Source organism: Neisseria sp. P0008.S010 (assembly GCF_051962715.1).
Lineage (GTDB): Bacteria > Pseudomonadota > Gammaproteobacteria > Burkholderiales > Neisseriaceae > Neisseria > Neisseria elongata.
The window spans coordinates 15,086-27,074 of record NZ_JBQCVA010000031.1 but is presented as its reverse complement, the minus strand read 5'-3'; the positions used below and the strand labels follow the sequence as shown (position 1 = coordinate 27,074).

25 protein-coding genes are annotated in these 11,989 nt (G+C 39.9%); all 25 read right to left on the bottom strand.

The window, feature by feature from the left end; translation table 11 throughout:
• Positions 1 to 143: 143 nt before the first annotated feature.
• A complete protein-coding gene (gene rplQ, locus ACTHSL_RS08680; protein WP_214037053.1) occupies positions 144 to 518 on the bottom strand; it encodes a 50S ribosomal protein L17 in 375 nt (124 codons plus the stop codon).
• Between the two features lie 25 nt (positions 519 to 543).
• Positions 544 to 1,527: a DNA-directed RNA polymerase subunit alpha gene (locus tag ACTHSL_RS08675; protein WP_440381088.1), complete on the bottom strand. Its 984-nt coding sequence runs from the start codon at positions 1,525 to 1,527 to the stop codon at positions 544 to 546.
• Between the two features lie 26 nt (positions 1,528 to 1,553).
• Entirely contained in the window at positions 1,554 to 2,174 is a 621-nt protein-coding gene (gene rpsD, locus ACTHSL_RS08670; protein WP_440381087.1) for a 30S ribosomal protein S4, read from the bottom strand.
• A 20-nt stretch (positions 2,175 to 2,194) separates the two neighbouring features.
• Entirely contained in the window at positions 2,195 to 2,590 is a 396-nt protein-coding gene (rpsK, locus tag ACTHSL_RS08665) for a 30S ribosomal protein S11 (protein WP_049248929.1), read from the bottom strand.
• Between the two features lie 19 nt (positions 2,591 to 2,609).
• A complete protein-coding gene (rpsM, locus tag ACTHSL_RS08660; protein WP_003772587.1) occupies positions 2,610 to 2,972 on the bottom strand; it encodes a 30S ribosomal protein S13 in 363 nt (120 codons plus the stop codon).
• A 52-nt stretch (positions 2,973 to 3,024) separates the two neighbouring features.
• Entirely contained in the window at positions 3,025 to 3,138 is a 114-nt protein-coding gene (rpmJ, locus tag ACTHSL_RS08655) for a 50S ribosomal protein L36 (protein ID WP_049248928.1), read from the bottom strand.
• 20 nt (positions 3,139 to 3,158) lie between these two features.
• Positions 3,159 to 3,377, bottom strand: a complete 219-nt coding sequence (gene infA, locus ACTHSL_RS08650) for a translation initiation factor IF-1 (RefSeq protein ID WP_003772586.1) — start codon at positions 3,375 to 3,377, stop codon at positions 3,159 to 3,161.
• A gap of 18 nt (positions 3,378 to 3,395) precedes the next feature.
• Positions 3,396 to 4,694 (bottom strand): preprotein translocase subunit SecY, encoded by a 1,299-nt coding sequence (secY, locus tag ACTHSL_RS08645; protein ID WP_440381086.1) that lies wholly within the window; start codon positions 4,692 to 4,694, stop codon positions 3,396 to 3,398.
• 13 nt (positions 4,695 to 4,707) lie between these two features.
• The gene (gene rplO / locus ACTHSL_RS08640) at positions 4,708 to 5,142 is read right to left on the bottom strand and encodes a 50S ribosomal protein L15 (RefSeq protein WP_107919155.1); all 435 of its coding nucleotides are present in this window, start codon (positions 5,140 to 5,142) and stop codon (positions 4,708 to 4,710) included.
• A gap of 2 nt (positions 5,143 to 5,144) precedes the next feature.
• Positions 5,145 to 5,330 carry a 50S ribosomal protein L30 gene (gene rpmD / locus ACTHSL_RS08635; RefSeq protein WP_049248925.1) on the bottom strand — a complete coding sequence of 62 codons (186 nt, stop codon included), beginning with the start codon at positions 5,328 to 5,330 and terminating at the stop codon, positions 5,145 to 5,147.
• A complete protein-coding gene (rpsE, locus tag ACTHSL_RS08630; protein ID WP_041961247.1) occupies positions 5,323 to 5,841 on the bottom strand; it encodes a 30S ribosomal protein S5 in 519 nt (172 codons plus the stop codon). Before rpsE ends, rpmD begins: the two co-directional genes overlap by 8 nt.
• 17 nt (positions 5,842 to 5,858) lie before the next feature.
• Positions 5,859 to 6,212: a 50S ribosomal protein L18 gene (gene rplR / locus ACTHSL_RS08625; RefSeq protein ID WP_003772577.1), complete on the bottom strand. Its 354-nt coding sequence runs from the start codon at positions 6,210 to 6,212 to the stop codon at positions 5,859 to 5,861.
• A 13-nt stretch (positions 6,213 to 6,225) separates the two neighbouring features.
• Positions 6,226 to 6,759, bottom strand: coding sequence for a 50S ribosomal protein L6 (gene rplF / locus ACTHSL_RS08620; RefSeq protein ID WP_039408163.1), 534 nt, complete (start codon positions 6,757 to 6,759; stop codon positions 6,226 to 6,228).
• Positions 6,760 to 6,772: 13 nt separating this feature from the next.
• Positions 6,773 to 7,165: a 30S ribosomal protein S8 gene (gene rpsH, locus ACTHSL_RS08615; RefSeq protein WP_440381085.1), complete on the bottom strand. Its 393-nt coding sequence runs from the start codon at positions 7,163 to 7,165 to the stop codon at positions 6,773 to 6,775.
• Positions 7,166 to 7,179: 14 nt separating this feature from the next.
• On the bottom strand, positions 7,180 to 7,485 hold the full coding sequence (gene rpsN, locus ACTHSL_RS08610) for a 30S ribosomal protein S14 (protein ID WP_003772571.1): 306 nt from the start codon (positions 7,483 to 7,485) through the stop codon (positions 7,180 to 7,182).
• A 2-nt stretch (positions 7,486 to 7,487) separates the two neighbouring features.
• On the bottom strand, positions 7,488 to 8,027 hold the full coding sequence (gene rplE, locus ACTHSL_RS08605; RefSeq protein WP_041961246.1) for a 50S ribosomal protein L5: 540 nt from the start codon (positions 8,025 to 8,027) through the stop codon (positions 7,488 to 7,490).
• A gap of 9 nt (positions 8,028 to 8,036) precedes the next feature.
• On the bottom strand, positions 8,037 to 8,360 hold the full coding sequence (gene rplX / locus ACTHSL_RS08600) for a 50S ribosomal protein L24 (protein ID WP_440381084.1): 324 nt from the start codon (positions 8,358 to 8,360) through the stop codon (positions 8,037 to 8,039).
• 11 nt (positions 8,361 to 8,371) lie between these two features.
• A complete protein-coding gene (rplN, locus tag ACTHSL_RS08595) occupies positions 8,372 to 8,740 on the bottom strand; it encodes a 50S ribosomal protein L14 (protein WP_003772566.1) in 369 nt (122 codons plus the stop codon).
• A gap of 229 nt (positions 8,741 to 8,969) precedes the next feature.
• Positions 8,970 to 9,233: a 30S ribosomal protein S17 gene (rpsQ, locus tag ACTHSL_RS08590; RefSeq protein WP_440381083.1), complete on the bottom strand. Its 264-nt coding sequence runs from the start codon at positions 9,231 to 9,233 to the stop codon at positions 8,970 to 8,972.
• Positions 9,233 to 9,424 carry a 50S ribosomal protein L29 gene (rpmC, locus tag ACTHSL_RS08585; protein WP_041961245.1) on the bottom strand — a complete coding sequence of 64 codons (192 nt, stop codon included), beginning with the start codon at positions 9,422 to 9,424 and terminating at the stop codon, positions 9,233 to 9,235. The genes rpsQ and rpmC overlap by 1 nt, the downstream gene beginning before the upstream one ends.
• Entirely contained in the window at positions 9,424 to 9,840 is a 417-nt protein-coding gene (gene rplP / locus ACTHSL_RS08580; RefSeq protein ID WP_440381082.1) for a 50S ribosomal protein L16, read from the bottom strand. Before rplP ends, rpmC begins: the two co-directional genes overlap by 1 nt.
• Positions 9,824 to 10,519 carry a 30S ribosomal protein S3 gene (gene rpsC / locus ACTHSL_RS08575; RefSeq protein ID WP_440381081.1) on the bottom strand — a complete coding sequence of 232 codons (696 nt, stop codon included), beginning with the start codon at positions 10,517 to 10,519 and terminating at the stop codon, positions 9,824 to 9,826. The genes rplP and rpsC overlap by 17 nt, the downstream gene beginning before the upstream one ends.
• 9 nt (positions 10,520 to 10,528) lie before the next feature.
• Positions 10,529 to 10,858 carry a 50S ribosomal protein L22 gene (rplV, locus tag ACTHSL_RS08570; protein WP_214037058.1) on the bottom strand — a complete coding sequence of 110 codons (330 nt, stop codon included), beginning with the start codon at positions 10,856 to 10,858 and terminating at the stop codon, positions 10,529 to 10,531.
• A gap of 10 nt (positions 10,859 to 10,868) precedes the next feature.
• Positions 10,869 to 11,147, bottom strand: coding sequence for a 30S ribosomal protein S19 (gene rpsS / locus ACTHSL_RS08565; protein ID WP_002215422.1), 279 nt, complete (start codon positions 11,145 to 11,147; stop codon positions 10,869 to 10,871).
• 5 nt (positions 11,148 to 11,152) lie between these two features.
• A complete protein-coding gene (gene rplB, locus ACTHSL_RS08560) occupies positions 11,153 to 11,986 on the bottom strand; it encodes a 50S ribosomal protein L2 (protein WP_041961244.1) in 834 nt (277 codons plus the stop codon).
• Between the last annotated feature and the right edge of the window lie 3 nt (positions 11,987 to 11,989).

The following is an 11,989-nucleotide window of genomic DNA, read 5'->3' as shown; positions in this document are numbered from 1 at the left end:
CGGTTCGGGTTAAGGGTAAATCTGATTGCAGGACTGATTAATGCGATGGGATGAATATTTTCGCAAGAGGTCTAATATCCCAGATTATCTAGACGCATATAGCAAATATACAAAAAGCCGGTCAAAAAGTGACCGGCTTTATATTACTCATCCCGTGTATCAGCTTTATCAACCAACTCAACCAAAGCTAGCGGTGCATTATCACCTTGACGGAATCCACATTTTAAAATACGAATATAGCCGCCATTACGAGACATAAAACGTTGCCCCAAATCATCAAATAACTTAACCACTACATCACGATCACGTGTCCGATTAAAAGCCAATCTACGATTTGCCAAAGATGGCTTCTTACCTAAAGTAATTAACGGCTCTACAACTCGGCGAAGTTCTTTTGCTTTTGGCAAAGTTGTCACGATAGATTCATGAATCAACAAAGAATTTGCCATATTCCTTAACATTGCAGCCCTATGACTACTAGTCCTATTTAATTTACGATTACCATTACGATGGCGCATACTATTATCCTTTAATATTCAAACCTTAAGGCTTCTCTAAATTTATTGGAGGCCATGCTTCAAGTTTTGAACCTAGAGTCAATCCTTTAGAAGCAAGAACTTCTTTAATTTCATTTAAAGATTTCCTACCCAAGTTTGGCGTTTTTAACAACTCTGTCTCAGTACGCTGAATCAAATCACCAATATAATAGATATCTTCAGCTTTCAGGCAGTTAGCAGACCGTACTGTTAATTCCAAATCATCTACAGGACGTAATAAAATAGGATCAATAGGTGGAGCTACCTCCTCAACTTCCTCAATAGGAGTGCCTTGCAAATCAGCAAAAACAGCCATCTGATCAATCAATATTCGAGCAGCACTACGAACTGCTTCTTCCGGCTCTAAAGAACCATCCGTTTCAATATCTAAGACTAACCGATCAAGATCTGTTCGCTGCTCCACTCGTGCAGGCTCAACATCAAAGCTAACACGAGCAATAGGAGAAAAACTTGCATCCAATTGAATAGATCCAATATTATTCTCATTCCCTGATTTTTTCCGTCCTACAACAGATTGGTAACCGCGGCCTTTCTCGACCTTAATTTCCATTTCAATGTCAGCATTATCGGACAAATGACAAATAATATGATTAGGATTTATAACTTCAGCGTCATGTGGCAACTCAATATCACTTGCCAACACCACACCTGAACCTGACTTCTTCAACTTCAGACGCACTTCATTTCGGCCATGCAGTTTAAATATTACACCCTTAATATTTAACAACACATCAACAACATCTTCTTGAATACCATCTAATGTAGAATATTCATGTAACACACCTGTTATTGAAACCTCTGTTGGCGCAAAGCCATCCATAGATGACAATAAGATGCGACGCAACGCATTACCTAAAGTATGACCGAATCCCCGCTCAAATGGTTGCATCGACACTTTTGCGCGAGTAGGTGATATAGTGCTAACATCAATTTGCCTAGGCTTCAAGAATTCGGAAGTGCTATTATGCATTTAGCTGTCCCTCTTTAAGCTAGTATTTACTTGGAATAGAATTCCACCACTAGCTGTTCATTAATATCACCAGTTAACTCTGAACGGTCGGGCATATTTTTAAAAACACCTTCCATTTTACCAGTATCAACAGCAACCCAGCCAGGCAAACCAATCTGAATAGCCAACCCTAATGCTTCCTGAATTCGAACCTGTTTTTTAGCCTTCTCCCGAACGGCAACAACATCACCTGGTTGAACTTGAAAAGAAGGGATATTTACGACATGTCCATTAACGACAATAGCCTTATGAGCAACCAATTGTCGCGCTTCTGCTCTCGTAGACCCGAAACCCATACGATAAACCACATTATCTAAACGGGATTCTAATAGTTGCAATAACAATTCCCCTGTGGAGCCTTTTCTTCTAGAAGCTTCCGCAAAATATCGTCTAAATTGACGTTCCAATACACCATAAATACGGCGTATTTTTTGCTTTTCACGCAACTGCAGACCATACCCCGAAAGCCGTGCTTTTTTTGCACCATGCTGACCAGGAGCTGAGTCAAATTTACACTTAGATTCTACTGAACGACGAGCACTTTTTAGGAACAAATCAGTCCCTTCTCGACGAGCCAATTTACATTTAGGGCCAATATACCGTGCCATAATTCCAATCACTCCAAATTCTAGATACGACGTTTTTTAGGCGGACGACAGCCATTATGTGGCAATGGCGTCACATCTGTAATACTAGTTATTTTAAAACCCAGAGCATTCAAAGCACGAACAGATGACTCTCGACCAGGACCTGGTCCTTTAATACGCACTTCTAAATTCTTAATACCATACTCTTGGGCAACTTTACCAGCTGTTTCTGCTGCGACTTGAGCAGCGAATGGTGTACTTTTGCGCGAACCTTTAAAACCAGCACCACCAGAAGTAGCCCAAGATAATGCATTCCCTTGGCGATCGGTAATAGTAATGATAGTATTATTAAAAGATGCATGAACATGCACAATACCTTCACTAATAGTCTTGCGTACTTTTTTACGTACACGCAAAGCTGTGTTTGCTTTTGCCATTAAACTAATCCTTTAAAATTTATTTTTTACCTGCAATAGCTTTTCTTGGACCTTTACGTGTACGAGCATTTGTTTTAGTACGCTGCCCACGACAAGGAAGACCACGACGATGACGGAAACCCCTATAACACCCCATATCCATCAATCTCTTAATAGACATAGTTATTTCACGACGCAAATCACCTTCAACTTCATACTGAAGAACTTGCTCACGTAAAGCTTCCAATTGATTTTCATCCAAGTCTTTAACTTTTGTACTACCTTCAATACCTGTTGCAGCACAAATTAACTTGGCACGAGTACTACCTATACCATAAATCGCTTGCAATCCAATTACGATATGAGCATTATTAGGGATATTTACCCCCGCTATACGAGCCATATTTTTTCCTTTTATTACAAACTACTGACCACAATAATAAATTTTAGCAAAGTTAACCTTGCCGTTGCTTATGCCTTGGATCAGTACAAATCACTCGAACTATTCTATTCCGGCGAATAATTTTACAATTACGACAGATCTTTTTAACAGATGGCTGAACGCGCATTATAGCTTCCTTTCATTCAATTACCTAGCTCGAAATACAATACGAGCACGTGACAAATCATAAGGTGTTAATTCAACAGTAACCTTATCACCAGGCGAAATCCGTATATAGTGCATCCTCATCTTACCTGATATATGCCCTAATACTATATAATCATTCTCTAGTTTCACTTTAAAAGTTGCATTAGGCAAAGTCTCTAGGATTTCCCCTTGCATTTGTATAATGTCTTCTTTAGCCATATACTACCCAACTATTACTTATGATATAATATCTCTATTATATTTTTTCATTAACTGTTCATACTGCTGGCTCACCCTATATGAAGAAGCTTGTGTACTAAAATCCATTGCCACAACAACAAGAATTAATAGAGATGTTCCACCCAATGATAAACCAGCCCCCAAAACTGAGGAAAAAAGCTCAGGAATTAAGCATATAACTGTGATATATACTGCCCCCCACAAAGTTATGCGCATAACCACATTCTCTAAGTATAGAGATGTTTGAATTCCAGGTCTTACTCCCGGTACAAAAGCACCACTCTTCTTGAGATTTTCTGCCATTTCCTTGGGACTAAAAACTAACGCAGTATAAAAATAACAAAAGAAAATAATAGAAACCGCAAAAAAGGAAATATAAACAGAATTGCCATGCTGTAACCATAGCAACAGCTTTTGCATCCAACCTACATTATTGCCTCCCCTAAACCAGCCAATAATCGTAACAGGGAAAAGGATTATACTTGAAGCAAAAATAGGCGGAATTACCCCAGCCATATTTAACTTAAATGGTAAATGATTGCTTTTCCCTAAAAACCCCTGGCTATTTGAATTTCTCGCATAATGCACAGGAATTTTACGTTGAGCTGATTCAAAGTAAACAACAATGTATACTAAAAACAAAACACTAATAACAACAATTAATGCTAAAGCCAAATTATTAGTTGCAACATTTAAAAATTGTGATACTCCAAAAGGTATACCAGAAGCAATTCCTGCCATGATAATAAGAGAAATCCCATTACCTATACCTCTTTCCGTTATCTGCTCCCCAAGCCACATCAAAAACATTGTTCCTGTTACCAAACAAATTATTGTAGAAAAATAAAATTCTATTTGTCCAATAACCACAACATTCTGTTGATAGACAAAGGCAGCAGCAGCCACACCTTGCAAAGTAGCCAAGAAAACTGTACACAATCGAGTATATTTGGTAATTATCTTCCGGCCTGCTTCACCTTCCTTTTTTAAGGCTTTTAATGTTGGAATTATTTCTGATGCAAGCTGAACCACAATAGAAGCAGAAATATAAGGCATTATACCAATTGCGAAGATGCTAAATCGTTCCAAGGATCCACCAGAAAACATATTAAGCATATTAAGGATGCCATTGGTAGAATTTTGATAAAAGTCGTTTAAAGCAGCTGCATCAACACCGGGAACAGGAATATGAGCACCAATCCGGAAAACGAATAATGCAGCTAAAAGAAAGATTAGCCGTTGCTTAAATTCACCAGACTTAAATAATTCTAATACCAAATGCTGATTAGCTGCCATTTAGTTATCAACCTTACTCTTCAATTCTACCACCAGCTGCTTCGATTGCAATTTTTGCACCTTTAGTAGCCTTGATACCCTTTAAAATAACAGCTCTTTCTATGCTTCCAGATGAAATTACTTTTACAAATTTCACTTTATCCGAAACAATACCTGCTTGTTTCAGAGAAAATAAATCAACCACATCAGAACTCAATGAATTAAGCTCTGTTAGGTGAACTTCTGCAGTTACCAAGGCAGTCAAAGATCTAAAACCTCGTTTAGGTAATCTTCGTTGTAAAGGCATTTGCCCACCTTCAAAACCAACTTTATGGAAACCACCTGAGCGGCTTTTTTGCCCCTTATGGCCACGCCCACAAGTCTTACCTAATCCACTGCCTATACCTCGACCAACTCGACGGCTAGAATGCTTTGCCCCTTCTGCAGGCTGAATAGTATTTAAAAACATAACTATAGCTCCACCTTTAGCAAATAACGGATTTTATTAATCATACCCCAATTTTCCGGTGTATCTAATACATTCACAACATGGCCACGTCTTTTTAAACCTAAGCCGCGAGCACATGCTCGATGCGAGGAAATAGTACCAATCAAACTTTTAACTAAAGTTATTTGGATCAATTTTTTCTCACTCATCAATATCCCCTAAAATCTTTTCTACGGACATTCCTCTTTTAGCAGCAACTTCCGCTGGCGTGTACAATTTTGATAAACCATCCAATGTAGCACGCACAATATTATAAGGATTAGTTGAGCCATGAACCTTAGCAGAAATATTATGTACACCTAATGCGTCAAATACTAATCTCATTGGTCCTCCAGCCTTAACACCACTACCTTCTTTTGCCGGCTGCATGAATACACGTGTTGCACCATGTTTTCCAAGCACCTCGTGATAGATAGTACCATTTTTAAGAGGAACTTTAATCATTGATCTACGAGCTTGATCCATTGCTTTTTGTACAGCAACAGGAACCTCTTTAGACTTACCTTTTCCCATACCAATACGACCGTCACCGTCACCAACAACAGTTAGTGCAGAGAAAGCCATGATACGGCCACCTTTAACTACTTTAGTTACGCGATTAACTGCGACCATTTTTTCAATCAGGCCGTCACCACGTTCTTCAATTTCATGTTTTGCCATCTGAAAGTCTCCAATTATTAGAAGCTTAAACCATTTTCACGTGCAGCTTCAGCCAAAGCTTTCACACGACCGTGATATTGGAAACCTGAACGATCAAAAGCAACTTTTTCTACACCTACTGCTTTAGCTTTCTCAGCAATGCGCTTTCCTACTACTGCAGCTGCCTCGACGTTGCTACCAGATTTCAGACTATCACGCACTTCAGCTTCCAATGTAGAGGCTTGAGCCAATACTTTATCACCTTCAGCACTAATTACTTGAGCATAAATATGATTATTGCTACGGAACACACATAATCTTACCATTTTCAAGTCCGCAATACGTGCACGGGTTTTGCGTGCACGACGGAGTCGGGTTGTATGTTTATCCATTAGTGAACCTCAATTATTTTTTCTTGGCTTCTTTCATCACTACCACTTCACCTACATAACGAACACCCTTACCTTTATAAGGCTCAGGAGAACGGAATGCACGAATTTCAGCAGCGACTTGACCAACTACTTGTTTATCCGCACCAGTCAAAACGATCTCTGTTTGGCTAGGAGTTTGAACAGAAACACCTTCGGGCATTTCATATACGATTGGATGAGAAAAACCCAAAGACAAATTCAAAACTTTGCCTTGAGCTTGAGCACGGTAACCCACGCCAATCAATTGTAGTTTTTTTTCAAAACCTTCTGAAACACCTTTAACCATATTATTAACTAATGCACGAGCAGTACCTGACATAGCATTTGCCTGTTTACTGTCATTTTTTGCAGCAAAAGTTAATTTACCATCGTTTAATTCAATGGCAACATCAGAATGCAAAGGAAAGGACAACTCGCCATTCTTACCCTTGATAACCAATGCTTCTGTTCCAAATTTTACTTCTACACCAGCAGGAACAGTCACTGGGTTTTTTGCGACACGTGACATTTACTTTTCTCCACTAGGCTACAATGCACAACAACTCACCACCAACACCCTCAGAACGAGCCTTGCGATCAGTCATCACACCTTTAGAAGTACTAACAATAGCGACACCCAACCCGTTCATAACATTGGGAATTTCACTAGAAGCTTTGTAAATACGCAAACCTGGACGTGAAACACGTTTAATTTGCTCAATCACAGGGCGACCTGCATAATATTTCAATTGAATTTCCAATACCGGCTTCGCATCAGCAGAAACCGAAAAATCCTCGATATAACCTTCTTCTTTCAAGACCTTTGCAATTGCACACTTTAATTTGGAAGAAGGCATGGCAACTACTACCTTATCGGCACGTTGCGCATTACGAATACGAGTCAACATATCGGAAATAGGATCATGCATACTCATTATTAATACTCCTATTACCAGCTAGCTTTAACAATACCCGGAATCTCGCCACGCATAGCGATTTCACGGATTTTAATACGACCCAAACCGAATTTACGGAAAGTACCACGAGGACGACCTGTCAAAGCACAACGACGGCGTTGACGTACAGGAGCTGCATTACGCGGAATAGATTGAAACTTGAGACGAGCTTCAAAACGCTCTTCTTCAGTTGCATTCGCATCATTAATAACAGCAAAAATTGCCTCACGTTTGGCTGCAAACTTTTTCGCCAAAGCTTGACGTTTCAGTTCACGATTAATAAGTGCTTTCTTAGCCATGATTATCCTTTAAACGGAAACTTGAACAGCGACAATAAAGCTTTAGCTTCTTCATCAGTTTTTGCAGTAGTTGTAATAGTAATATTCAAACCACGCAAAGCATCAATTTTATCGTATTCAATTTCCGGGAAAATGATTTGCTCGCGAACACCCATGTTGTAATTACCACGACCATCAAAAGATTTGCCACTTACACCGCGGAAGTCACGCACTCGAGGTAATGCAATAGTAATCAACCGATCCAAGAATTCGAACATTTGATCACGACGTAATGTTACTTTGCAACCTACAGGATAATTATCGCGAATTTTAAAGCCAGCGATAGATTTACGAGCAACAGTAACTACTGGTTTTTGACCAGAAATTTTCTCTAAGTCAGATACCGCATGTTCCATAACTTTTTTATCAGCAACAGCCTCTCCAACCCCCATATTTAAAGTAATTTTTTCAATACGAGGAACTTCCATTACTGACTTGTAACCAAACTGTTTAACCAATTCAGGAACAACTGTATCTTTATAAAACTCTCTCAAACGAGCCATGTTATCTCCTTATGCTCCAATAACAGAGCCATTTGATTTGAAGAAACGAACGCGCTTAACTTTGCCTTCATTCTCAATCAGTTTAATACCAACACGGTCTGCTTTATTAGTTTCCGGATTCAGAATTGCAACATTAGAAATATCCAACGGCATTTCTTTTGAAACAATACCACCCTCAATACCACGCATTGGATTAGGTTTTTGGTGACGTTTAACAACGTTGACACCTTCAACAACAACTTTACCACCCAATACACGAACCACTCGACCTTGCTTACCTTTATCCTTACCAGTGATCACAATAACTTGGTCACCTTTAATGATTTTATTCATCGCGCTATTCCTTATAATACTTCAGGCGCCAATGAAACGATTTTCATAAATCGCTCAGTACGCAACTCGCGGGTTACCGGTCCAAAAATACGAGTACCCAGAGGTTCAAGTTTATTGTTTAACAACACTGCAGCATTGTTATCAAATTTAATCAACGCACCATCGGGACGACGCACACCTTTAGCGGTACGAACAACAACCGCATTGTACACATCACCTTTTTTAACCCGCCCACGCGGAGCCGCATCTTTAACTGCGACTTTAACAATATCGCCAACAGAAGCGTAGCGACGCTTAGATCCACCCAACACTTTAATGCACATCACGCGACGCGCACCAGAGTTATCAGCCACATCTAAGATGGTCTGCATTTGAATCATATTATTACCTTTAATTAAATCCAACTTAATTTATCACTTTTAATATTGCATTGCAGTACTCAATACATAGCAATACTAAAACCCAACTAACAGGTTCAAATAAATCAGTTTTGGCCCCAAAGGGAGAAGCATCTAGGAATCTAGTAAGCTCAAAAATAAGGAGCGGAGTATACAGCGTTTTTTTTAAAATTACAAGTCCGCCCCCTGCTATATAAATAGCAAAACTAAATTATATCGAGCGCACTTTTTCTACCAATTCCTTAACTACCCAAGATTTTGTTTTTGATAAAGGGCGACCCTCTTCAATAATTACAACATCACCAACATTACATTGATTTGTTGAATCATGGGCATGAATTTTTGTAGAGCGACGAATAACCTTACCATACAAGGGATGCTTTACCTTCCGCTCAACCAAAACGGTAACTGTTTTATCCATACTATTGCTGACGACCTTACCTTGCAATGTACGAACATTTTTAATTTCGATCATTATTGAGCACCTTTTTCAGCTAAAACAGTCTTAATACGTGCAATATTTCGGCGTATTTTTTTTAACTCACTGGTTTTTCCTAACTGGCCAGTTGCATGCTGCATACGCAAACCAAATTGAACTTTTAATAAATCTATCAACTCTTGGTTTAACTGCTCACTTGATCTATTCTTCAATTCATGAGTTTTCATTATTTACCCACCTGTCTCGTTACAAATACAGTTGGAATTGGCAGCTTAGCTGCAGCTAATGCAAAAGCTTCACGTGCTAAAGATTCCGCAACGCCATCCATCTCATAGAGAATTTTCCCAGGTTTAATTTCTGCAACATAATATTCAACAGAACCCTTACCTCCACCCATACGAACTTGTATTGGTTTCTCTGTAATTGGCTTATCTGGGAATACGCGAATCCAAATACGACCGCCACGTTTAATATGACGTGTCATTGCGCGTCGAGCAGCTTCGATTTGCCTTGCAGTAAGCCTACCACGACCCACAGCCTTCAAAGCAAAATCGCCAAAGCTAACAGCATTACCGCGCATAGCCAAGCCTGTATTGCGTCCTTTATGCTGCTTACGGTACTTCAGTCTAGTTGGTTGCAGCATTGCGTCCTACCTTTCTGCGTTTATGCTCTTGTTCAGGTTTATTCAAAACAACATCTTTGCCTTCACCAGTATATACCCAAACCTTTAATCCAATTACACCATATGTAGTATTTGCCTCACTGGTAGCATAACTTACATTAGCACGCAAAGTATGCAAAGGTACACGCCCTTCCCGGTACCATTCACTACGGGCAATGTCAGCACCATTTAACCGTCCAGAGGTCATAATTTTGATACCTTTTGCACCAACACGCATAGCATTTTGCATGGCACGCTTCATAGCGCGACGAAATTGAACACGTTTTTCTAATTGCTGAGCTATTCCATCTGCAATAATTTGCGCATCCAATTCAGGTTTTCGAATCTCTTCGATATTAACATGAACAGGAACACCCATTAAATTTTGCAAATCACGTTTTAACACATCAATATCTTCACCTTTTCTACCAATCACCATTCCTGGCCGAGCCGAGAAAATAGTAACACGAGCAGATTTGGCTGGCCTCTCAATAACAACACGGCCAATTGATGCATTGAACAAGCGTTTACGTAAATATTCGCGAACATCAATATCTTGCTTTAAGACAACAGAAAAATCGCTACTTTTAGCAAACCACTTTGAAGACCAATCTTTATTTACTGCCAAACGAAAGCCAGTTGGATGAATTTTTTGTCCCATAGCTTTTCCTTAGTTACCCACCGTCACAGCAATATGACATGTTTGTTTTTCAATACGATTTCCACGACCCTTAGCTCGAGCCTGAAAGCGTTTTAATGATGCGGCTTTATCTACACAAATCATAACAACCTTCAGATCGTCGATATCAGCACCTTCATTATGCTCTGCATTGGCAATCGCAGATTCCAGTACTTTTCTAATCAACTCAGCACCTTTTTTAGGGCTAAAAGCCAAAATATTCAGGGCGTGGGCAACATTTTTTCCACGAATTAAATCTGCCACTAAACGAGCTTTTTGAGCAGAAATACGGGCATTCTTATGTAATGCAGATACTCTCATGTCTTACCCCCTACTTTTTCTTCGCTTTTTTATCAGCTAAGTGACCCTTAAAGGTACGGGTCAATGAGAATTCACCTAATTTATGACCTACCATATTATCACTGATAAAAACAGGCACATGTGTCCGCCCATTATGCACTGCAATTGTCAGACCAATAAAATCAGGCAAAATGGTAGAACGGCGAGACCAAGTCTTAATTGGGCGTTTATCATTGCTTGCACGAGCTGCATCAACTTTTTTCAGCAAATGCAAATCAACATATGGACCTTTTTTTAATGAACGAGCCATATTAATTAACCTTTATTCGAGTAACGACGTCGAACAATCATATTGTTCGTGCGTTTATTATTGCGAGTACGATAACCTTTTGCCGGAGTACCCCAAGGACTAACAGGCTCGCGAGCTTCACCAGTACGACCTTCGCCACCACCATGAGGGTGATCTACCGGGTTCATTACCACACCACGAACAGTCGGTCTAACACCGCGCCAACGATTAGCACCAGCCTTGCCAATTTTTTGCAAACTTTGCTCTTCATTGCCTACTTCGCCAATTGTGGCACGGCAATCAACATGAATCTTACGGACTTCACCAGAGCGCAGACGAATCTGAGCGTAAACCCCTTCTTTAGCAAGCAAAACTGCAGATGCTCCAGCAGAACGTGCAATTTGCGCACCCTTACCTGGTTTCATCTCGATACAGTGAATGGTTGTACCAACCGGGATATTACGAATCGGCAAAGTATTGCCCGCTTTAATGGGAGCCTCTGCACCAGAAATCAGTACCGCACCAGCCTGAATGCCTCGAGGGGCAATGATATAGCGGCGCTCACCATCTGCATAACACAGAAGAGCAATATGAGCAGTACGATTTGGATCGTATTCGATTCTTTCTACTTTAGCAGCAATACCATCCTTATTGCGCTTAAAATCTACCACACGATAATGATGTTTGTGACCACCACCTTTATGACGGGTAGTGATATGGCCATTATTATTACGTCCGGCAGTAGTTTTTTTCTTCTCAACCAGAGCCGCAAATGGCGCACCTTTATGCAAACCTTCAGTAGTTACGCGAACCATGCCGCGTCGACCAGCGGAAGTAGGTTTCATTTTTACAATAGCCATCTT